The 21779-nt window shown below is 34.1% G+C and carries 19 protein-coding genes, 1 other RNA gene, 1 pseudogene and 2 riboswitches; of the genes and pseudogenes, 11 read left to right on the top strand and 10 right to left on the bottom strand.

All coding sequences use genetic code 11. From position 1 onward, the window contains the following. Window positions 1-52 precede the first annotated feature (52 nt). From Q3907_RS08065 to Q3907_RS08055, 3 genes are all read right to left on the bottom strand, one after another. A complete protein-coding gene (locus Q3907_RS08065) occupies window positions 53-187 on the bottom strand; it encodes a hypothetical protein (RefSeq protein ID WP_265334363.1) in 135 nt (44 codons plus the stop codon). A gap of 231 nt (window positions 188-418) precedes the next feature. Next, a complete protein-coding gene (locus tag Q3907_RS08060) occupies window positions 419-1795 on the bottom strand; it encodes a helix-turn-helix domain-containing protein (RefSeq protein WP_301897926.1) in 1377 nt (458 codons plus the stop codon). Between the two features lie 612 nt (window positions 1796-2407). Further along, the gene (locus tag Q3907_RS08055) at window positions 2408-2542 is read right to left on the bottom strand and encodes a hypothetical protein (protein WP_301897925.1); all 135 of its coding nucleotides are present in this window, start codon (window positions 2540-2542) and stop codon (window positions 2408-2410) included. A gap of 235 nt (window positions 2543-2777) precedes the next feature. On the opposite strand from Q3907_RS08055, the gene Q3907_RS08050 reads away from it, so the two are divergent. Continuing rightward, on the top strand, window positions 2778-3185 hold the full coding sequence (locus Q3907_RS08050) for a hypothetical protein (RefSeq protein WP_301897924.1): 408 nt from the start codon (window positions 2778-2780) through the stop codon (window positions 3183-3185). A gap of 58 nt (window positions 3186-3243) precedes the next feature. Here Q3907_RS08050 and Q3907_RS08045 read toward each other — a convergent pair whose 3' ends face one another. From Q3907_RS08045 to Q3907_RS08030, 4 genes are read right to left on the bottom strand one after another with little or no spacing between them, the layout of a single operon-like run. Further along, complete coding sequence (locus Q3907_RS08045; RefSeq protein WP_301897923.1) at window positions 3244-4488, bottom strand: ABC transporter permease; 1245 nt, start codon at window positions 4486-4488, stop codon at window positions 3244-3246. Next, window positions 4485-6239 (bottom strand): biotin/lipoyl-binding protein, encoded by a 1755-nt coding sequence (locus Q3907_RS08040; protein ID WP_295642446.1) that lies wholly within the window; start codon window positions 6237-6239, stop codon window positions 4485-4487. The genes Q3907_RS08045 and Q3907_RS08040 overlap by 4 nt, the downstream gene beginning before the upstream one ends. Beyond that, window positions 6236-6922 carry an ABC transporter ATP-binding protein gene (locus Q3907_RS08035; RefSeq protein WP_301897922.1) on the bottom strand — a complete coding sequence of 229 codons (687 nt, stop codon included), beginning with the start codon at window positions 6920-6922 and terminating at the stop codon, window positions 6236-6238. The genes Q3907_RS08040 and Q3907_RS08035 overlap by 4 nt, the downstream gene beginning before the upstream one ends. Then, window positions 6912-8075, bottom strand: a complete 1164-nt coding sequence (locus Q3907_RS08030) for an efflux RND transporter periplasmic adaptor subunit (RefSeq protein ID WP_301897921.1) — start codon at window positions 8073-8075, stop codon at window positions 6912-6914. Before Q3907_RS08030 ends, Q3907_RS08035 begins: the two co-directional genes overlap by 11 nt. A 263-nt stretch (window positions 8076-8338) precedes the next feature. Here Q3907_RS08030 and Q3907_RS08025 point away from each other — a divergent pair. Next, window positions 8339-9288 (top strand): annotated as a pseudogene (locus Q3907_RS08025) (SulP family inorganic anion transporter); the annotation flags it as partial. Next, the gene (locus Q3907_RS08020) at window positions 9280-9846 is read left to right on the top strand and encodes an STAS domain-containing protein (RefSeq protein ID WP_367881500.1); all 567 of its coding nucleotides are present in this window, start codon (window positions 9280-9282) and stop codon (window positions 9844-9846) included. The pseudogene Q3907_RS08025 and the gene Q3907_RS08020, both read left to right, overlap by 9 nt. Before the next feature lie 20 nt (window positions 9847-9866). Here the strand turns inward: Q3907_RS08020 and Q3907_RS08015 are convergent, their stop codons facing one another. Beyond that, complete coding sequence (locus tag Q3907_RS08015; protein WP_301897918.1) at window positions 9867-10979, bottom strand: DUF4825 domain-containing protein; 1113 nt, start codon at window positions 10977-10979, stop codon at window positions 9867-9869. Window positions 10980-11216: 237 nt separating this feature from the next. Here Q3907_RS08015 and Q3907_RS08010 point away from each other — a divergent pair, with 237 nt between their 5' ends. The 3 genes from Q3907_RS08010 (at window position 11217) to pflA (ending at window position 15311) form a co-directional block, all read left to right on the top strand. Beyond that, window positions 11217-12086, top strand: a complete 870-nt coding sequence (locus Q3907_RS08010) for a YitT family protein (protein WP_301897917.1) — start codon at window positions 11217-11219, stop codon at window positions 12084-12086. Window positions 12087-12139: 53 nt separating this feature from the next. Continuing rightward, window positions 12140-12216, top strand: a riboswitch (ZMP/ZTP riboswitch). Between the two features lie 103 nt (window positions 12217-12319). Beyond that, window positions 12320-14557, top strand: coding sequence for a formate C-acetyltransferase (gene pflB / locus Q3907_RS08005; RefSeq protein ID WP_301897916.1), 2238 nt, complete (start codon window positions 12320-12322; stop codon window positions 14555-14557). A 28-nt stretch (window positions 14558-14585) separates the two neighbouring features. After that, window positions 14586-15311, top strand: coding sequence for a pyruvate formate-lyase-activating protein (gene pflA, locus Q3907_RS08000; RefSeq protein ID WP_301897915.1), 726 nt, complete (start codon window positions 14586-14588; stop codon window positions 15309-15311). Between the two features lie 48 nt (window positions 15312-15359). On the opposite strand, the gene Q3907_RS07995 is transcribed toward pflA, so the two are convergent. Further along, window positions 15360-17813: a transglycosylase domain-containing protein gene (locus Q3907_RS07995; RefSeq protein WP_301897914.1), complete on the bottom strand. Its 2454-nt coding sequence runs from the start codon at window positions 17811-17813 to the stop codon at window positions 15360-15362. Then, window positions 17814-18353 carry a Holliday junction resolvase RecU gene (recU, locus tag Q3907_RS07990; protein WP_295560944.1) on the bottom strand — a complete coding sequence of 180 codons (540 nt, stop codon included), beginning with the start codon at window positions 18351-18353 and terminating at the stop codon, window positions 17814-17816. 156 nt (window positions 18354-18509) lie between these two features. On the opposite strand from recU, the gene gpsB reads away from it, so the two are divergent. The 5 genes from gpsB (at window position 18510) to Q3907_RS07965 (ending at window position 21695) form a co-directional block, all read left to right on the top strand. Next, on the top strand, window positions 18510-18851 hold the full coding sequence (gene gpsB / locus Q3907_RS07985) for a cell division regulator GpsB (RefSeq protein ID WP_117571084.1): 342 nt from the start codon (window positions 18510-18512) through the stop codon (window positions 18849-18851). A 4-nt stretch (window positions 18852-18855) separates the two neighbouring features. After that, window positions 18856-19199: RNase P RNA component class B (gene rnpB, locus Q3907_RS07980), an RNA gene on the top strand. 74 nt (window positions 19200-19273) lie between these two features. Continuing rightward, window positions 19274-19387, top strand: a riboswitch (FMN riboswitch). A gap of 87 nt (window positions 19388-19474) precedes the next feature. Further along, complete coding sequence (locus Q3907_RS07975) at window positions 19475-20113, top strand: ECF transporter S component (RefSeq protein ID WP_295560933.1); 639 nt, start codon at window positions 19475-19477, stop codon at window positions 20111-20113. Window positions 20114-20120: 7 nt separating this feature from the next. Next, entirely contained in the window at window positions 20121-20576 is a 456-nt protein-coding gene (locus tag Q3907_RS07970) for a pyridoxamine 5'-phosphate oxidase family protein (protein WP_301897913.1), read from the top strand. 180 nt (window positions 20577-20756) lie between these two features. Beyond that, the gene (locus Q3907_RS07965; protein ID WP_301897912.1) at window positions 20757-21695 is read left to right on the top strand and encodes a magnesium transporter CorA family protein; all 939 of its coding nucleotides are present in this window, start codon (window positions 20757-20759) and stop codon (window positions 21693-21695) included. Window positions 21696-21779 lie beyond the last annotated feature (84 nt).

The following is a 21779-nucleotide window of genomic DNA, read 5'->3' as shown; positions in this document are numbered from 1 at the left end:
CCAGAAAATAGTATCTGGATGGTTCGTCATTTCTTAACTTAATGACATTGGGTTATTTCTTCTTGTTCTTTTCAATAGCATTAATTGTGCAAGCAAAACCTGTAATCATTGAAAGTAGTATTGCTCCACTCATTGCTTCGTTCATTCCAGCACCAAAGAAAAAAACAATCAACGCTACAATTACCATAAGAATGATTGAAATCATTGCCTCTCATAATATATCTCCATCAAGTCCAATTTGTAATTTTATTCTTCATTTAAAAGATGTTGTAACTCTTCTTTGCTTGATAATACTGTTTGGTATTTACTCACAAATATTTGACTGTTGTTTTTAGGTAAAGTCATTTCCACAATAGATAGATTGTTTTTTATCTTTTATAGAACACGCCGATATGAGTCATGACAAATGCTAATGTTTTTACTTTTTTATTTTCCAGTAACCACTATATCCATGACCGATGTACTCAATGTTATCCATTTCCTTAATCTTTCTACGCACAGTACGAATGCTAATCCCAAGCTTTTCTGCTAGCTGTTTTGCTGAAATTTTGTTGTTTCTTTTTATCATTTCTAGAATCAAGGTATAAACATCATCTTGAGTGACATCTTGAGTGACATCTTGAGTGACATCTTGAGTGCCATTGTAATTTAAATTTGGCATAATGACTGTAAATTGATATCTATCCGATCTGAAATATGGTTTCTTTTCTTCAGTATAGTTTATTTGGAAGGCATAATTATCAAGAATCTTGGCAAAACCACTACCTTTGCGTTCCATATATCCTAATCGGTTAAATACATCCGCAATGACAGGATTTCTCCTTGTTGATGGTACTGTTGTTGGATTTCTGTCTTGAATAACAGAGCCATCTGGCATTCCACCAGGGGAATAGATTTCCATACGATCGTCATAAATATCAATATGAACTTCACTTCCATTTACCAAATAATCACGATGGGCAATCGCATTAACTAATGCTTCATGGTATGATCTTTCAACATACTCTGGAAGTTCTTCTCTTGAATTAGCAGTCTTTCGCCACATCATTTTTGCATTGCGCTTTATAAATCCTTCACCATTTTCAATCAAGGATATAAGACTGCCAGAATATTCAGCATCATCCAGTGCGTCCATTGTTCCGCCACTTTTTGTTAATCCATTCCATCTAGTGCAAAACACTCTAGAATAATGGATAGGACTTTCATCGACAATTAATGCACCAGCATTAGTAAGATATCCATCTTTTGTTGCTAATCCAAAAGAAATGAGGTCCTTGTCATTAAAACTTTGTCCAGTCCATTTCTTATATCTTTCTCTTAGTTTAGAAAAAGCGTAATCTTCAACTTTATACATGGAGTTTTGAGAATCGAATGTTGTATTACGGCCATGAAGGACTAGTCGTTTTAGTTCTGTGGAACTTGCTTTTACACTTTCGTTTCCTATGCGAACATAGGCTTCTAACATGCCATCACCGGAATAGTAATATGGAGTTTCTTCTCCCTTCAATATGTCTACAATCAATAAAACCTTATCCTCTTCTTTTTGAAATCGAATCTTAAATTCAGGAATAGGATCTAAACGAGATTTAATCATTTCACTTATTATTTCTGCATCTTTATCTGGGTTTTCTAATCCAATTATTTGATTATCATCAGATATTCCAAAGATTAAAGAACCGCCATAAGTATTTGCAAAGGCGCTTACACTTTTGCACCAGCTCTTTGGCTTTTTCATCTCAAGTTTTAGCTTCTTGTCATATTCAGATGTTTCACCAATTAATTTTGTAATTTCCATTGCCTCATCTCCTTGTTATAAAATAGTAAAGCTATTAACTGCTTAAAAGATACCATAGTTTTATCGTCGCTTCAAAAATATCGATATTAAAAACTTTAATAAAATTAATTTTGGTTTTTGTCTTAAATAATTTTGATAATTGATTTCTTCATAGAAAAATATAGCATCTTAAAATATATTCATGAATACTGTAAAATATTTCTTCATAGTCAGATATTTAGATTGTATAAAGATTACATTTTGTGGATAATCGAAAGTATAAAGAACTGTCCAATGATATGGATTCTATGGGGATTTAAAATTTTTTTGGGCTTTGTGTCGTAGGGCTTAGTTGACGGTATCTGAATCATTGTTCGAACCTATTTACGCTATAAAATGGATGATTGATGGTACTCTCTTAAGCGAAAGGTCGTAGTTCGACTCCTATCTGGAATGCCATTTTTTTGAGTTTTAACAGGATTTTTAATGGATTTTAGCCTGTAAATGATAAAAGGGATTTGTCTGATGTGTTCATCATTCAAATCTCTTTTTGTTTTGTGATAAGTGAGGAATGGGAAATGTTTTCGTACCAAGTTAATTTCTTTGTATGAATTCTTGTAGAAAAATTGGGGGTTATTTCTTCTGGTTCTTTTCAATAGCATTAATTGTGCAAGCAAAACCTGTAATCATTGAAAGTAGTATTGCTCCACTCATTGCTTCGTTCATTCCAGCACCAAAGAAAAAAACAATCAACGCTACAATTACCATAAGAATGATTGAAATCATTGCCTCTCATAATATATCTCCATCAAGTCCAATTTGTAATTTTATTCTTCATTTAAAAGATGTTGTAACTCTTCTTTGCTTGATAATACTGTTTGGTATTTACTCACAAATATTTGACTGTTGTTTTTAGGTAAAGTCATTTCCACAATAGATTGTTTTTTATCTTACAAAAGAAGGCCAAAGAATTGAGATTCAAGATGATCAACTGTATCATGTTGTGACAGATCTATATACAGGGCAGATGCTTGGTTCGGTAAATAAAATGTCATATGGACTTTTATCACTTGAACCTAAAGATAAGGATGGAAATCCAATTGAAAATCTTGAGGATTATATCATTAAAGAAGATGGCAAAGAATTAAAAGCTTGGGATGCAATCGCAAGATATATGCGCTCTTTTGATGATACTGATGGTGATGGGATTAGCAATTTTTCAAAGTATTATGCTTCAACACATGATCATAAGGTTGTGGATGATAGTAAGAATATAATTGACTTGATTAAAAAGCCAAATAAATTTAGTGCAATGATTGTGGCAATCGTTTTAGTCATTATTTTACTAATTGTACTTTTAATTTTATTGATTTTTAAAATTGTTCATAAGATTAAAAATAAGAATAGATAAAGATATTTTAGGTGTGACAACCAATAAAAAAGCTGCAACGATTTTGTCGTTACAGCTTTTATTCATGCCTTAAAGCTTCAATTGGATCTAGATTTGCAGCTTTATAGCTAGGTAACAATCCAAAAATAATTCCGATTGCCATAGAGAATAATACGGATAATATCATGGCTGGAATACTAATGGATACAGGAGTACCATTGAATATTGATATTAATTTAGCTAAACCAATACCTGTTAATACACCTACAATACCTCCAATCGAAGTAAGTACTACAGCTTCAGTCAAGAACTGGAATAGAATGGCTTTTTTCTTAGCACCAATCGCTTTTTTAAGACCAATTTCTTTCGTTCTTTCGGTTACCGTTACAAGCATGATGTTCATAACACCAATACCACCGACTAGTAAGGAAATACCGGCAATCCAGATCAACATCGCATTTGTAGATTTAGAAAGATTTTGAATATCTTTAGCCTGCTTTAATAAATCTTGTGCTTTATATTGAACACTGGAAGAAGAAACATTTGTATTTAAGATAGTAGCTGCTTCTTTTCCAACACGAGTCATATTCGAAGTGGCATCCACCTTTAGTAATGCATTTTGCGGTTCATCAAACTGATAAAAGATTGGCCAAGATTCACTTGGAACATAGACTTTAGAACCCGTAGACTGATTATATGTATGATAATCATCAATGCTTTCCATTGTAGGCTCAAAAGTTTCTTTATCTGCACAAACACCAACGATTGTGAATGGTGTTGAAGAAATCTCAATCGTTTTACCAATCGGATTTTCTTCACCAAATAAAAGTTTTGCGCTTGTTTCATCTAATACGGCAACTTGCCTATATTTCTTGTTGTCATCTTCTGTAATGCCTCTTCCTTGTTTGATGGTGAGTCCAACAATTGAGAAGTAGTCTTGACTCACACCCATGATGTATCCACCATCTAAAGAAGTGTTATTACGAAATATAGTTTGATAACTTTGTCTTGAACGATAAAGCGTAGCACCTTGGACATGCTCGATATTTTTTAAAGATTCAAGTGTATCTTTTGAAACGGTAGGTACACCATCTGGAATGCCTGCATCGAAAGAATATTCCAAATCTTCTTGATATAAAGCTACTTTTACCGTGTTATTTCCGGAACCAATTAGATTCTTTTCAATTTGATCATTTGTTCCCTTAATTGTAGAAACAATCGCAATGATGGAGGCAATGCCAATGATAATTCCAAGCATTGTTAAGAAGGATCGCATCTTATGGGCAAAAATGCCTCGAAAGGATAATCTTATATTTTCAATCATGATGCATCCTCCGACATATTCTTTGTCTTAACGCCTTCTTTGGCATTTTTACTATACGCAAACGCAATAGAATCCGTGTCTGTAAGACCTTCTTTAATTTCGACTGTATCCCCCCAGACAATCTTTCCAACCGTTACATATTGCTTCTTCAATCTTCCATGATTTTCTTTAAGAACATAATATTTATTTCCTTCTTGTTTGACATAAGCTTTTGAAAGCCAAATTGAACTCGTTGTATCTGTATTTGAATGGAAGGTTAATTCTAAATATTCACCGACCGCAACATTTGAGGCATCTTTGGCGATTGCTTCAAAACCATAGTAGCTCACATTTGGGTTTCCTGAACCATTGTAGTTGCTGCTAGAAGAAGGAACTGTATCAATACTTTGGATCTTGGCATCGAATGTTTCCCCACTTGTCCAGCAATAAGCTGAAATGGTATCGCCAACTTTGATTTGGTTTAACATCAATTCACTAATACTTCCTTTAATATAAGTTCCTTGGCCGGTTGCCACTTCTAAAAAGGCACTGCCATCTTGAATAGGATTTGATAGATCTTTTATATTACGCACAATACCACTGCGCTTTGCACGAACGATGCCGTCATTTAATAAAGCTTTATTTTCACTTAATGAAAGCTTTGCCTTTCTTAAATCTAAATCTAACGTCTTCAATTCCTGCTTCTTATCACGAATGGCTTTCGCAAGTTCTGTTTCTGTATAACCTGATGTATTATCTGGACTTTGATTTTGTTCGGTCTCTATATACTTTTGTTCTTCTTTCGTATGTGAAATCACCGAATACATATCGCCTTCATTCATAGATTGTTTAGTGGCAAACTTGTCACAACGAACAAGCCATGAAGAACTGATTTCATCATCATTTGTATACACATCAAATCGAAAATATGAATTTAGATTCTTGTTGTCTAAAAATAGTTTTCCATACACAAATCCCTGGTCTTCACTTAACTTAAACACATAAGGATTCTTTTTGGTTCCAACTGTAGAAATGTCTTCATAAGGAATCTTTTGTTTGTCACTATAATACTCTACAACATCCTTTGAATCATACGCATTGTTTGAACCATCTGTATATGTATATTCAATCCAATACCAACATGTATGATCCGATGTTTTTTTAATTCTTTCTTCTTTCCATGCATTTACATCTTCTTTAGGTCCTTTTTCAGGGGCTTCACTTTCTGTATTTGTATAATAAATCTTATAGTCTGTAAAATTCTTTTCGGCTTGGGATAAAGAAAGAATATATGGATATAAGCCATTTCCATTTTTTGTAGGAACACTAGGCAACGGTGCAGGTGTAGGATCTTGAATTTCTGGTTTTTCAACAACATCTGGAACAGGTGTTGTATTTAATAATTTTTTTAATTCGTGATTGGCAAGTGTAATCGCATTTTGTGCTTTTTCCACTTCCAATTGACTTGTATCCACTGCACTTTGAAGTGTCGTTAAGTCATAAGATAACAATGGATCTCCTACACTCACTTGTTGACCTTCTTTGACAAAGACTTGTGTAATTGTTTTAGAAGAATCATATAAAACCGATTGTGTATCACTATTAGATACAAGCCCTGTTGAAGTGGATGGATTATCCCAATAGCCTGTATTTAAACTGGATACAGAATGAACCTCAATCGTATTGGACAAGCTTAAGTAAAACTTAATTCCAACCAAGGCAAATGCACATACAGAGACAATAATAATTCCTTTTTTTATAGAAGGCTTCATGCTGTACCTCCTTGTTTATTTTCAATGATCTCTCCATCAATGATATGAAGAATCTTTTTGGCATGACTTGCCACACTTGCATCATGCGTAATCATAATGATTGTCACACCTTCATCATTTAAAGCTTTAAACAATTCCATAACTTGTTTACCACTCGCCTGATCAAGTGCTCCTGTAGGCTCATCGGCAAGTAGAATTCTAGGATGATTGATAAGGGCACGGGCAATCGCAACACGTTGTTTTTGTCCACCGGACAATTGGCTTGGTTTAAAAGTTGTACGATCTTGTAAACCAACTTTACTTAATGCAACATCCGCCCTATGATTTCTTTCTTCTTTATGGATTCCTGCATAAATTAAAGGTAAAGCTACATTTTCTTGAGCGGTTTCCGAACTTAATAAATTGAAGTTTTGAAAGACAAAACCGATTTTATTTAATCTTAAATCACTTAATGCATCATCATTCATTTCAGAAATATCTTCATCTTCAAATAGGTATGTACCCGTACTTGCTCGATCTAAACATCCGATGATATTCATAAGTGTTGTTTTACCAGAACCACTTGGTCCCATAATCGCAACATAGTCGCCTTGTTCGACTTCTAGACTCACATCTTTTAAAACTGGAACGATCAATGGTTCTTTTCCATAATTTTTATAAATGTTTTTAAGATTAAGAAGCATTGGCACCACCATCCGTTTCCGTTTGATATTCCGTCGTTGTCTTCATACCTTCCTTATATGTATCATCGGCCCATGCGATATAGTCATCCTCGCTTAGTCCTGACTTGATTTTTGTGGTAGATGTTTCTTCATCTGTTTTACCAAGTTCTACTTTTCTTTTCTTTAATTTACCTTTTTCAGAAACCCATACATATGAATTTCCATTGTCATCCGAAACAATAAAACTCGCATCTAACCAAATTCCTTTTTTCTTTGTGGATTGTCCATTATCCACTTCAATATAGACGTGTTGTCCAAGTTTTAAGCCTTTATTATTATCTAAAGTGACATAGAAAGGATATTTGGATGCAGATTCATTTGAATCATTTCCATAAACGTTATTGTTAGAATTGGATTGAGGGTCTGTTTCCACTTTGGTAACTGTACCTTTATAAATTTGATCTTCATTTATACGACTTCTTACAATAACATTTGTTCCTTCAGAAATAGATCCCATTTCACTAATAGAGCCTTTTACTCTAAAATCTGAAGTTTGTGTAATCGACACCAATGGCTTTTGGTTTCCATTTTCACCCGTTCCACCATCTCTATTGACTTCTTTAATAATTCCATCAATTGTCGAAAGAACGGTCGAATTTTCGATTTGTTTGTTCAATTGATCAATTTCAGTCTGTGTGGCTTTGATTGTATTTTGAGCCTGGCGAATCGCATAACTTGCATCATTGATTCTTGCTTGAATCTCCACTTTATCTGCACCTCTATTAAGCTCAGCCTTATAATCTTCAATTGTATTATTTTGAGCAGCGATTTCATTGTTCTGTGCTTCAATATCCAATTTTTTTTGGGCGATGGAATTGGATGCTTCAGTCGTATCATAAGAAAATAATTTATCGCCTTTTCTTACTTTTTGACCAGCTTCAACATACATTTCAGTAATGGATTTATTTCCATCAGAATTGATATCTACAGTTTCTGAGGATTCTACTACACCTGAATATCGGTTTTCCGTATTAGAAGAACCAATGATTGTAGATACTTTTTGAACATAGATGTTTTGGGTGTTACTTCCTTTCGGAAATAAGAAATAGATGCCTATAACGGCAATTAAAATGCATACTGAGATTAAAATTATAATTTTAGTCTTTTTGTTCATAGATTATTCTCCTGATTTATTATCGTTATATATTCAGTATATCAAATAGTATTATAGAAATATCCTTAAAAATCCTTAAATTATGGTATACTTTAAAGGTTGTTAAAAAGAGAGGGATATTAACAAATGAATTCACTAAAACCGATGTTACTTTCATCACTGAAAAGCTATAATAAGTCTCAGTTTGTCAAAGATGTGACAGCTGGGATTATTGTCGCTATTATCGCATTACCATTATCAATCGCCTAGCACTTGCTTCAGGTGTGGGACCAGAAGCCGGAATCTTTACTGCAATTGTGGCAGGCTTTGTCATTTCAGCACTAGGCGGAAGCAGTGTACAAATTGCAGGACCGACCGCTGCATTTGCGACGATTGTTGCTGGAATTGTAGCCCATGATGGAATGGATGGACTTATTGTTGCCACTATTCTTGCGGGTATCTTTTTGATTTTGATGGGACTTTGTCATTTTGGAAGCCTAATCAAGTTTATTCCATTTACCATTACGACAGGTTTTACTTCGGGTATTGCCGTTACGATTGTGATTGGACAATTAAAAGATTTCTTTGGATTAACTTATCCAAATGGAGTAAAGCCTATTGAGACGGTTGAAAAATTTGAAGCTGTGATTAACAATTTTTCTACAATCAATATGGATGCCGTCATAGTAGGTGGAGTATCTTTAGCTATATTGATTATTGCTCCATATATCTTTAAAAGAATTCCAGGCTCATTTTTAGCCGTTATTGCAGGAATTTTGATGGTTCAATTCTTGCCTTTAAAGGTAAATACAATTGGAAATCTTTATACAATCAGTAATGCATTACCTACTTTACATTTTCCAAGCTTATCATTAAATAGGATTCAAAATGCATTACCGAATGCACTAACCATAGCCGTGTTGGCTGCCATTGAATCATTACTTTCTTGTGTTGTTGCTGATGGTATGATTAACGGAAAACATCGCTCGGATATGGAGCTTGTTGCGCAGGGTGCTGGAAATATCGCATCTGCTTTATTTGGTGGAATTCCTGCCACGGGTGCTATCGCTAGAACAGCTGCCAATATTAAAAAGGAGGAAGAACACCAATTGCCGGTATGGTACACTCCATCACATTGGTCATTGTATTAGTTGTTTTAATGCCATATGCCGGAATGATTCCGATGCCTACCATTGCAGCGATTTTATTTATTGTCGCATACAATATGTGCCAATGGCGTACCTTTGTGAACTTAGTTAAAACAGCACCTAAGAGTGATGTTATTGTTTTAGTCACTTCATTTGTGCTAACCATCATCTTTGATTTGGTTGTAGCCATTGAAGTAGGAATGGTACTTGCTTGTTTATTATTCATTAAACGTATGAGTGAAGAAACAAAAGTCAATGGCTGGACATATGTAGATGAGGATACACCCGATGTTGATGAACATCTTCAAAAGCTTCCACTTCAGATTCGTGTTTATGAGATTTCAGGACCCTTGTTCTTTGGGGCAGCTAGTGTAATTGAAGAAATTGTAGTCAAAGATTTTACAACATGCCTAGTTCTTCGTATGCGTAGTGTTCCTGCATTAGATAGTACGGCACTAAACGCATTAAAGGATTTAGTTCAAGTTTGTGAATCAAAAGGGATCACGATTGTATTCTCACATGTGAATGATCAACCAATGAAGGTCATGGAAAAGGCTGGTTTTATTGAGCTTGTAGGAAAAGAAAATTTCCAGCATAGTATCAGTGCTGCACTAGATCGTGCAGAAGAAATTATTCATAAATAAAAAAACGCGTTTGCGTTTTTTTAATTTGTTTCAAATAATTTCATCCTATCGGATACAAATTCATTATCATTGATCTTTTGTTCAATATTCTTGTTGAGTGGACAATGTTCTCGTGTAATTGTATAGCTACTTCCACTAAAATTAAATGTGATGTATTCAAGATTATCAATCCATTTGAATAGAGATACAGAATTGTACACTAGAGCTTTATGTATATATAAGTTTTCGTTGTTGTACCAATCTGTACAATTATAGTTTATTGTAAGTCCATAGTTTTCAGAATCAATTTCAAATATATAGCCATATTCCGATAGGGGTAAGGCATTTAGTAAATGGGAAGTATTACTGTTGTCTCCAATATATTTATTTTTATATTTTTTTAGTTGTTCAAATGAACTTTTATCCACATTAAAAGGACTTGTTGGAACGGTATCAATGGTATATTGTTTCTTGTTGTCAATTAAGTAATATTCATTGGGTGTATCGGCGTTGATGCGAAATACATTGTAGAATGGATTTTGGTATTCAATCATCTTGTTTCCATCATCACTAAATATTGTGATTGTAGTCAGTCGATAGATGGGTGGTTGTTTAAATTGGCTTACACTGGCATAGTCGAAAATAAAGAAAATGCCTAAAAGTAAAATGAATAAAATTGTTGAAATCAATCCTTTCTTAAGTAGGGAAGTGATCTTTAATTCTCTAAATATTCCAACTACAAATAAGGACAATCCAATCATAGAATAGATACTGCCCCAACTGCTTTCAGAAGGGAAAACAGTAAATGCGCAAAGGGATATTAAAATACCTATGCCAATAATGAATAATGATATTTTCTTATGTTCATTCTTGATTTTTTTGTCTGTATAATCAATTGTTTGGATTAGGTTTTGTTCAGAATATTCCATAGCCTCTTCTTTAACAATCTCTTCTCCAGCTAATAATTCATTTAATGTGATATCTAATTCTTTACTGAGTGGTTCAAGTAAAGATAAATCTGGCATATAATGTCCATTTTCCCATCGTGAAATGGTTTTATTTGTCACACCTAATTTTTCAGCTAACTGCTCTTGTGTATATCCCTTTTTCTTGCGATTCATTGCGATAAAGGCTCCTATCTTTTTTGTGTCCATAATGGGCCTCCTTTCATCTAAAATCTTACTATTTCTAGTATAGATTGAATATACCACAAATGGCGAATTAGCTGATTCTTCTTGACTTAAATAACTATGTTCCATACAATAAATTGGTACATTTAAATAACGTTCACTCTTCACCGGATGAGTGGTTAAAGCGTCTAGGATCAAATCGTAGGTGCAGTGATTTCACTGTAAGATTTGGTCTTAGGCGCTTCTTTTTTGGGGGTATTTATGAATAAGACAAAAGAATTATTGGTACAAATGATGTGGGAACTTGTTGGCAGTATTTTTGTAGCCATTGGTATCTATAACTTTGCCGTACAAGCTAAGTTTCCTATGACAGGATTTTCAGGGATTTCTATTATTTTTTATCGATTATTTAATATTCCCATTGGTTTTTCAACTATTTTATTAAATATACCTGTTGCGATACTTTGTTACAAATTATTAGGAAAGAAGTTTTTTATCAGTTCCATTCGCTGTATGATTATATCTTCATTGATCATTGACTATGTAGCCCCATTATTTCCAGTCTATCAAGGAGATCGACTACTCGCTGCATTATGTACAGGTGTGTTTGGTGGAATTGGCTATGCGATGATTTATACAAGAAATTCATCTACAGGAGGATCTGATTTTATTATTATGGCTGTAAAGGCATTAAGACCACATTTATCTTTAGGAAATATCGCCTTTTTATCAGATGTTGGAATTATTCTAGTGGGTGGTATTCTATTTAAAGATGTGGATGGAATGATTTATGGAATGATTGTAAATTTATTATTTGCGGTTGTAGTCGATAAAATGATTTATGGTATGAACTCAGGTAAAGTGGCTTTTATTGTGACAAAACATGGAAAAAGAATTTGTCAGGTTATTGATGAAACAAGTCAAAGGGGAAGTACGATTTTAAATGCACAAGGTGGATATAAACAAGATGATATGCAAGTGGTAATGTGTGCATGTAACAGTAAAGAAATGTATCAAGTTCGAAAGGCTGTACAAGAAGCGGATTCTGAATCTTTCTTTGTGGTTGTCGAATCGCATGAAGTGCATGGAGAGGGGTTTAAAATGACAAATATTGGAGAAGCACAAAGCTAAATTCATGTCCATGGTGAAAACGCTTGCGTACTTATCAGTTCTTTGTTATGATTTAAATATCATATGACTGACGGAAGTGGAGTTACCACATGAAGTATGATGTTATAGGCCGACCGTCTGGGCAAGTTTACTTTGTCTTTTCGGTGGGTCTTTTTAATTGACTACTCGAAGGAATAATAGTAAACTTTAAGCAACCGTTAGTTAAAACTAACTGTCATTAGAAGGAGGCAATCATGAAAGAACAATGGCAAGGATTTAAAGGCAGTAAATGGCAAGACGAAGTAGATGTTCGTGATTTTATTCAAAACAACTACAAACCTTATAATGGAGATGAAAGCTTTTTAGAAGGTCCAACTGAATCAACGAATACTTTATGGGCTGAGCTTCAAAAACTACAAAAAGAAGAACGTGCCAAAGGTGGCGTGTTGGATATGGAAACAGAAGTGGTTTCAAGTTTAACAGCTTATGGACCCGGATATTTAGATAAAGATTTAGAAAAGGTTGTTGGTTTACAAACAGATAAACCATTAAAACGTGCATTTATGCCTTATGGCGGTATTCGTATGAGTGAAGAGGCATGCGAAACTTATGGGTATAAACCAAGTGAAAAATTACATGAAATATTCACAAAATATCATAAAACTCACAATGATGCTGTATTTAGTGCATACACACCAGAAATGCGTTTAGCACGTCGTAATAAAATTGTTACAGGATTACCAGATACGTATGGTCGTGGACGTATCGTTGGTGATTATCGTCGTGTTGCACTTTATGGTATTGATTATTTAATTGAGCAGAAACAAAAAGATTTCGCATATTGTGGCGATGGAACAATGAGCGATGATGTGATTCGTCAACGTGAAGAATTGGCTGAACAAATCAAGGCGTTAAAAGAAATGAAAGTCATGGCGGCTAGCTATGGATTTGATATTTCTCAACCAGCTAAAAACTCTTTAGAAGCTGTACAATGGCTATATTTTGGATATTTAGCAGCTATCAAAACACAAAATGGTGCGGCTATGTCTGTTGGTCGTATTTCGACTTTCTTAGATATTTATTTTGAAAGAGATTTAGAAAATGGTGTATTTACCGAAAGTGAAATTCAAGAAATCGTAGACCATTTAACTATGAAATTTAGAATGGTTAAGTTTGCCAGAATTCCTAGTTACAACCAATTATTTTCAGGCGATCCAGTTTGGGCAACACTAGATATTGGTGGTTTAGGTATGGATGGAAGAAGTATGGTCACAAAAACATGTTTCCGCTTCTTGCATACACTTGAAAACATGGGACCTAGTCCAGAACCAAACTTGACTGTATTATATTCTTCAAATCTACCAGATCCATTCAAGAAATATGCTTCAAAAGTAAGTATTGACACAAGCAGTGTTCAATATGAAAATGATGATGTGATGCGTCCTGTATGGGGAGATGATTATGCGGTATGTTGTTGTGTAAGTGCCACTCAAACAGGTAAAGAAATGCAATTCTTTGGGGCTCGTGCCAACTTAGCTAAGTGTTTATTATATGCAATCAATGGTGGTGTAGATGAAAAGACAAAAGTTCAAGTGGGTCCAGAATATAAACCAATCACAAGTGAATATTTGGATTATGATGAAATTATGCATAAGTACGATATCATGATGGATTGGTTATCAGGTCTATATGTAAATATCTTAAACTTGATTCAATATATGCATGATAAATATTATTATGAAGCAAGTCAAATGGCTTTAATTGATACAGATGTTCGTAGAACTTTCGCAACAGGTATTGCCGGATTCTCACATGTAGTCGATTCTTTAAGTGCCATTAAATACGCAAAGGTTAAGACAATTCGTGATGAAGATGGATTGGTAGTTGATTATGAAATCGAAGGGGATTTCCCTCGTTATGGAAATGATGATGATCGTGCAGATGAAATTGCGGTATGGTTATTAAAGACATTTATGCGTAAGATTGAAAAGCACCACACATATCGTGATAGTGAACCAACGACTTCAATTCTTACAATTACTTCAAATGTTGTATATGGTAAAGCTACAGGTGCACTTCCAGACGGAAGAAAAGCAGGGGAGCCATTATCTCCAGGTGCTAATCCTGCATATGGGGCTGAACAAAATGGATTGCTAGCGTCATTAAATTCTGTCGCAAAACTTCCTTATGAATATGCACTAGATGGAATTAGTAATACACAAACAATTAATCCGGATGCATTGGGTCACAGTGAAGAGGAAAGAGTAAATAACTTAGTCAATGTATTGGATGGATACTTTGATCAGGGTGCTCACCACTTGAATGTGAACGTATTTGGTGTAGAAAAATTAAAAGATGCGATGGAACATCCAGAAAAAGAGGAATATGCAAACTTTACAATTCGTGTTTCTGGATATGCTGTTAAATTCATCGATTTAACTCGTGAGCAACAATTAGATGTTATTAGTCGTACATGTCACAAGAGCCTTTAATAAGGCTCTTTCTAGTTAGGAGGATACAATGTTAGGAGCGATTCATTCAATTGAAACATTTGGCCTTGTTGACGGGCCAGGCGTAAGATATGTCATTTTTATGCAAGGGTGTCATATGCGTTGTAAATTTTGTCACAATGCGGACACATGGAAAATTAAAAAGCCAGATCAAATTGCAGAAGTCGTATTAAAGAAGGCTTTACGATATCGTCCTTACTGGAAAGATACTGGCGGCATTACAGTTAGTGGAGGAGAACCATTACTTCAAATCGATTTCTTGATTGAACTCTTTACATTAGCTAAAAAAGAAGGAATACATACTACATTAGATACTTGTGGTCAACCATTTACTTTTGAAGAATCATTCTTTTCTAAATTTAAACAACTAATGAGTGTCACGGATTTAGTTCTATTAGATATTAAGCATATTGATGAAAAAGCACATAAAGAATTAACGGGACATACAAACGAAAATATTCTAAATTTAGCGCAGTATTTATCCAAGATTCAAATGCCTGTATGGATTCGTCATGTGTTGGTTCCAACTATAAATACAGATGAAAAATATTTGGATGAGCTTCATCAATTTATCAATACATTAAATAATGTAGAAAGAGTAGAAGTCCTTCCATATCACACGTTAGGCGCTTATAAATGGAAAGAATTAGGTTTAGATTATCCTTTAGAAGGAATAAATCCACCAAGTGAAGAACAGCTTCAAATCGCAAATAGAATACTTGAAACAGGGAAGTAATCCCTGTTTTTTTTCAAATAAAAAGAGTGCTCGTTGGAGCACTCAGCGTTATAGCCTATCAAATATGTTGTATAAACTTCTTCCATCATACCAAATATATCCTGTTGTTTCAGGAGTAGATGGGTCTGGTGTTGGAGTTGGTTCAGGTTCAGGTTCAGGAGTTGGATATGTACAAGCACTACCATCCCAAGTACCACCATTGTTTGTACAAGTTGTTTCAGCATCATTTGTTTCGGTGTCTTCTTTAGTACATGTACCTGCTTCAGAATCCCATGTACCACCATCGGCTTCACAAGCTTGTCTTTTTTCGTCGTCTGGTCTTGTACAAGTATCAGTTTCATCATCCCATTCACCGCCACCGGCTTCACAGGCATCTTGTGCATCTGAATTCTCGGAAGCTGTATCACCTTTAGATTTAAATTCATCTTTGATGTATCCACCCTTATAGTCAGAGATACCGCTTGGTTTTTCGATAGCAGAATATGTAGCATATTTTTGCATGTAATCTAACATATAGTGTGAAATATGGAATGCCGTCGCAACATTTAAATCATGAAGTGTTACATAATAGCCTTGTTTAATATATTCCGTTGTATATCCACTCCAGCATGCGATTGTATATTTATTAGTATAACCTACAGACCATTCATCTTTTGATGTGCCTGCAGGAATCTTATAGAGAGCACCTTCAGATTGCCAGTCTGTTGTTCCTGACTTGGCATATACTGGATAATTACCACCTAGAATATTGTTGAAGTTGTTGTAGCCTCCAGAAACGACTTTTTCAAGTAATACTGACATCATCCAAGCAGCTTGTTCACTGATCAATTCATATGTCTTTGCGTTTGTTTCAAATTCTTTTTTATCTGATCTACGAATTACTTTACGAACTCTATGTGCCTCTACACGTTTACCACCATTAGCTAACATGGAGTATGCACTTGCTTGTTGGACTGGAGTTGCGATCATTCCAGAACCACCAATTGAATATTGTTCGTTGAATCCTTCGGCAACATCGTCGTTATAACCTAATTTCTTACAGAAATCTTTCCAATAGTCATAGCCTTTAGCTGTAACTAAATCTATCATTGCTTGGGCTGCTGTTGTATTTTTTGAAACACCTAAAGCATCTTGTAAACTCATTTTACCATTGAATTTTCCATCTGAGTTTGCCGGAGCATAAGAACCGTTTTTCCAATAGTCTTTTTTCTTATCATTTACCTGGTGAACAGTAGACCAACCTAAAATATCAAATGTGCTTGAATAGGCAAGCAATGGTTTCATTGTTGAACCTGGTTGTTTAGTATCTGTTGAGTTATCCACTTTAACTGAATCTGAATGATAGCGACGACCAGGACCAACTGCGATGATTTCACCAGTGTCATTTTCAATCATTGAGAAACCTACATCGAATGCATCATTTGGATATTGAACGATATTTCCTTTACAGATTTCATCTGCTTGTTTTTGAGCATCTTGGTTTAATGCCGTATAGATATCCATTGGGATAATGGCAGGGTCTTGTCCAGTTAATTCCATAACTTCACTTAATGTTTGTGTGATATAAGCTTGGTTTGGATCTTCGTTCGTTTTTTCAATATATTGTAGAGAGAATGATAAATCTTGATTTGAAGCAAGATTAAATTCTTCTTCCGTAATATATCCATGTTGCATCATCAATTCCAAAGTGACGTTTCTACGTTTCTGTGCAGCTTTTAAATGATCCAATGTAGAATTTGCTTCATTTAAATTGTTTAATGGGTTGTATGTGTCTGGTGCATTAATACAGCCAGCCAAGAAGGCAGCTTCACCTAAATTTAATTGAGACACATCTTTATTGAAGAAGTATTGCGCAGCTTTTTGAATACCTCGCGTGTTATTTCCTGAACCAAACCAAATACGGTTTACATAGTATTCAAAGATTTGTTCTTTATTAATACTTTGTTCAGCTATTAATGATAAATAGATTTCTTGAATTTTTAATTTTAATTTTTGAACTGTGGTAACAGGACCTTGTTCCGTTTCAATTTTTTTCTCTTGGTTTTTCGTGAATGCATTATCAATCATTTGCATTGTTAATGTTGAACCACCTTGAGCTAAACTACCAGATTTTAAATTTGCCATAGCTGATTTTAAGAAACGAGGCAAGTCAAAACCATTATGATCAAAGAAACGTGAGTCTTCGATTGAAAGGAAAGCATCTACTACAGATTGTGGAATTTGTGAATATGTTACATCTTCACGAATTTCATCTCCTAGTTCGTAGAATACATTTCCTGAAGAATCATATAGTCTTGAATTGGATAATGTGGTTAAACCATCTTGTGAAAAACGCATTCCATCAGGATCATTAATAATATTAACAAGCACAAAGAATACAGATATACATCCAACTAAAAAAATAGATAGAATACATACAGCTAATTTATTCCATATATCTAATTTTCTTCTGCTTGTTTTTGGTGTTTGTGGCTTTTTTTGTTCGTTTTGTGGTTGGGCCATTTACTTATCCTCCTTAAAATAGAGTTCATCTACAACTTTTAAATACGCTAACCTAGGATATAATCCTTCTTGAATAAGAGTTCCATGTCTTTGAAACCAAGCATAAGGTATGGAACTTTTATCTATACTTTCTATTTTATCTATGAGCAGCTTTGAATCAACAAGATACGTTTCATTATGGTAATTAAATCGAATGATGAAAAAACCAATGCCTCCATGAAATACAACTTTTTTGAGATGCTTGATTTGATGAGGGTGAATCATAAAGAGTGGAAAACTAGTTTTATTTTTGGTTTCCTTAGCTTCAAAATCAATATATTTACCTCGATATACACCATTATAGTCGGTTGTTGATGGCGTTTTATAATAAGCCTCAGTTATTTTTGCACGCTGCCTTTTTGGATAATCAACATGAACAACCTGAACTGGCGTTGGCTTTTTATAAATTAATGCTTTATCAAGTTCTCGATAATATTTATTAGAGTCATTTATATCATTTTCAAGACGCATACCTCTTGAACTATAACTCTTTTGTTGCATTGTATTTATGGTTGAAATTGCATTTGGATATTTAATAGTGCTCATCACGAACATTATATATGAAAAAGGATGAACATTCAATGAAACTGAAAAGTCAGAGTTGATTTTTTTGCACAAAACATTCATAATATTTAGGTAGATATAGGGGGACTATATATGGCAAAAGATATGAATTTGACAGCTCAGGAAATTTATGAAAAAGAATTTCATGTAGACTTGAAGGGATATGCCCCTGCTGAAGTAGATGAATTTCTAGATATGGTCATTGAAGACTATCAGAAATACGATGAAAAAGTAGAAGAATTAGGTGCTGCAGTCACTCGTTATGAAGAAAAAATTAAAGAGTTGCAGCAACAGTTGTTTGCGCTACAAAGTGAGAATGAAAACTTGAATGAAAAAGTAAATTCTGATTTTGTGAATGGAAACAGTAACACAGTAGATATCTTAAAACGTATTGCACGTTTGGAAAAAGCTGTATTTAATCAAAGTGAAGAATAGTGAATTAAATCGACAGTCGCTGGCTACTTAGATAGTTAGAGGAAAGTCCATGCTCGCACAATCTGTGATGATTGTAGTGTTTGTGCTAGATGAATAAATAAGTCTAGGCAAGTTTTTACTTGACGGCTGTTTTGTTTGCTAAGGGAAACTATGTAAATAAACTTTAAAAGTGCCACAGAGACGAATCTATATGGAAACGTATAGGGTGGAACGGGTAAACCCCACAAGCGAGAAACCCAAATTTGGTAGGGGAACCGGCTGGAATGAAACGAAAGAAAGGCTGGATAGCTTTAAGCTATAGATAAATGACTGTCACCACGTAAGTGGAACAGAACATGGCTTATGATTTAAGGAACTACTAAGAGCAATTTAATTTGCTCTTTTTTTTTATTGTAAATAAGTGTATACTGATTCTGCATAAATTGAATCTTCAGGGTTGGGTGAAATTCCCTATCGGCGGTAGACCCCGCGAGCAATTTGCATGAACTGGTGAAATTCCAGTGGCGACAGTATAGTCTGGATGGAAGAAGATGTTTTTATATATTCTTTTGTATATTTAAACGCGCCTAGAGGATTTTCTTTAGGCACGTTTTTTAGTTGATATACGAAGGGATTGATGATTTATGAGTTCAACAAAGAAACTAACAACAATTGCGATTTTAAGCGCGATGGCAATGGTTTTAAACCTATTGATACAATTTCCAATTGTACCAGCCGTATCTTTTCTAAGCTATGATCCAAAAGATATCATTATTGTGATTGCAGGATTTATTTATGGTCCTATGACATCATTTATTATGAGTCTTTTATGCTCATTCTTAGAAATTGTATTCCGTGGAGGAAACTTATTAGACGTATTGATGAATGTGATTTCAACTTGTACATTCGCATGCGTTGCAGCTTGTGTTTATAAGTATAAACATTCTAAAAAAGGAGCTGTTATTGGTTTGGTATTAGGAACAGTATGCTGTACATTGAGTATGACTTTATGGAACTATATTATTACACCTATTTATTATCAAATGCCAAGAAGTGCAGTGGTAGGCATGTTACTTCCGGGTATTGTTCCATTCAATATTATTAAATGTGCATTAAATGCAGCATTCGCAATGTTGATTTATAAACCATTAGTAAATGCATTGAGAAATACACAATTTGTTCCTCAATCGAATGTAAATGAAGGTCTTACAAAGGATGTTGGGATTGTGAGCGCATTTATCATAGTATCAATTGTGGTTTTAATATTAGTAATGAAAGGTTAGGATAAAAATGGAACTTTTAGAAGCAAAGAAAATCATGGATGAAAAATTAGGGGATTATAAAATCATGGCTTTAGCAAGCTGTGTAGATGATTATCCTATGGTAAGAAATGTTAGTTGTGTTTTCTACAACGACAAAATTTATTTTAAGACAGATAAAAACTTCAGAAAAACACAACAATTATTTAAAAATAATAAAGTAGCTATGTGCTTTAATGGAGTACAAGTTGAGGGAACTGCTAAAAACTTAGGATTAGTAGTCGATGAACCAGGTCGTATCTTTGAAAAGAAGTATAAAGAATTCTTATGGCAAAGCTATAATGCATATTCTCACATTGATACTGAAATTTTAATTGAAGTTACACCTAAGTTTGTTGAAATCTGGGATGAAGACAAAAATCGTAATGCGTTTCAATTGTTTATTGATTTTGACAAAGAAACTGTTGAATATAAACCTTATGACTAGCCTGAGCTAGTCATTTTTTTGTGAAAATTTGCAAGAATTTGACATGAATATGATACAATGTTCTTTAGTAGAAAGTAGGTGGAAACATGTCTCCAGACCCGAGTTATTTTAACAATAGAAAAGAATATATGTTCGGAGGCATGAGATTTGTCTTCGTTTAGAATATAAGGAGGACAAATTGTGTTAGAGTTTTATAAAACATTTGAAGATGGAACACGCAAAATTACAGAGCCAGAACCAGGTTGTTGGATCAATGCGGTTGCGCCTACAGAAGAAGAAAGAAATTATTTGATTGAACAAATTGGGGTTTTGCCTGAATTTGTGAAGTCTTCATTGGATGAAGAAGAAAGCTCACATATCGATTATGATGATGATTTTAGGCAAGCTTTGATTATCTTTGACTACCCAAGTGCTGAAAATGAAGATGACGATTCTATTGATTCAACATATTCTACATTACCGGTTGGTATCGTGATTTTAAAAGGATATGTTGTTACAATTAGTTTATATGAAAACTGGAGCATTTTAGAAATGTCACAAGGAAGAATCAAAGGCATGGATACACGTTTAAAAACAAGATTTTTCTTACTTTTAGCATTACGTATTTCACAAAGATTCTTGATTTGTCTACGTCAAATTGATCGCTTATCAAGTCGAACAGAAACGCGGTTGCATCAATCTGTAGAAAATGATGAATTGATTGAAATGTTAGGCTTGGAGAAATCACTAGTTTATTTTTCAACATCGTTAAAATCAGATGAGGTTACATTGAGTAAAATTATGCGTGGTAAACAAATTCAATTGTATGAAGAAGATGAGGATTTGTTAGAAGACGTCATGATTGAAATTCATCAGGCTATTGAAATGTGTAATATTTATTCAAATACAATGGCAGGTACCATGGATACATTCGCAAGTATCATTTCTAATAATATGAATATTGTCATGAATAAGTTGACTGTAATAACAATCGTTATGGCCATTCCAAATATTATTTTTGGATTCTATGGAATGAATGTGCAGTTGCCATTTCCATTTGTGTGGTTTCCAAGTTTTGTAGCTATATTGGCATGCGTTGTTGCCACAGTATATTTTTTCAGACATAATATGTTTAAGTAGGGTTTGATTTTTTTCAAACCTTTTTTTAAATAAAAGACACATTTAATAAAACAGGATATAGACATCATTAATGTCAAATAGACT

The organism is uncultured Holdemanella sp. (genome assembly GCF_958348295.1).
Taxonomy (GTDB): domain Bacteria; phylum Bacillota_I; class Bacilli_A; order Erysipelotrichales; family Erysipelotrichaceae; genus Holdemanella.
Note: the sequence above shows the minus strand (reverse complement) of the source record. Positions and strands in the feature narration are given on the sequence as shown.

Bases quoted from the DNA above. Each gene is read 5' to 3' on its own strand.
- Q3907_RS08055 (WP_301897925.1), bottom strand. From the start codon at position 2,542: ATGGTAATTGTAGCGTTGATTGTTTTTTTCTTTGGTGCTGGAATGAAC.
- Q3907_RS08030 (WP_301897921.1), bottom strand. From the start codon at position 8,075: ATGAACAAAAAGACTAAAATTATAATTTTAATCTCAGTATGCATTTTA.
- pflA (WP_301897915.1), top strand. From the start codon at position 14,586: ATGTTAGGAGCGATTCATTCAATTGAAACATTTGGCCTTGTTGACGGG.
- Q3907_RS08045 (WP_301897923.1), bottom strand. From the start codon at position 4,488: ATGATTGAAAATATAAGATTATCCTTTCGAGGCATTTTTGCCCATAAG.
- Q3907_RS08040 (WP_295642446.1), bottom strand. From the start codon at position 6,239: ATGAAGCCTTCTATAAAAAAAGGAATTATTATTGTCTCTGTATGTGCA.
- Q3907_RS08060 (WP_301897926.1), bottom strand. From the start codon at position 1,795: ATGGAAATTACAAAATTAATTGGTGAAACATCTGAATATGACAAGAAG.
- Q3907_RS07970 (WP_301897913.1), top strand. From the start codon at position 20,121: ATGGAACTTTTAGAAGCAAAGAAAATCATGGATGAAAAATTAGGGGAT.
- Q3907_RS08035 (WP_301897922.1), bottom strand. From the start codon at position 6,922: ATGCTTCTTAATCTTAAAAACATTTATAAAAATTATGGAAAAGAACCA.
- Q3907_RS08020 (WP_367881500.1), top strand. From the start codon at position 9,280: ATGTGCCAATGGCGTACCTTTGTGAACTTAGTTAAAACAGCACCTAAG.
- Q3907_RS08010 (WP_301897917.1), top strand. From the start codon at position 11,217: ATGAATAAGACAAAAGAATTATTGGTACAAATGATGTGGGAACTTGTT.
- gpsB (WP_117571084.1), top strand. From the start codon at position 18,510: ATGGCAAAAGATATGAATTTGACAGCTCAGGAAATTTATGAAAAAGAA.
- Q3907_RS07975 (WP_295560933.1), top strand. From the start codon at position 19,475: ATGAGTTCAACAAAGAAACTAACAACAATTGCGATTTTAAGCGCGATG.
- recU (WP_295560944.1), bottom strand. From the start codon at position 18,353: ATGCAACAAAAGAGTTATAGTTCAAGAGGTATGCGTCTTGAAAATGAT.
- Q3907_RS08015 (WP_301897918.1), bottom strand. From the start codon at position 10,979: ATGGACACAAAAAAGATAGGAGCCTTTATCGCAATGAATCGCAAGAAA.
- Q3907_RS07995 (WP_301897914.1), bottom strand. From the start codon at position 17,813: ATGGCCCAACCACAAAACGAACAAAAAAAGCCACAAACACCAAAAACA.
- pflB (WP_301897916.1), top strand. From the start codon at position 12,320: ATGAAAGAACAATGGCAAGGATTTAAAGGCAGTAAATGGCAAGACGAA.
- Q3907_RS08065 (WP_265334363.1), bottom strand. From the start codon at position 187: ATGGTAATTGTAGCGTTGATTGTTTTTTTCTTTGGTGCTGGAATGAAC.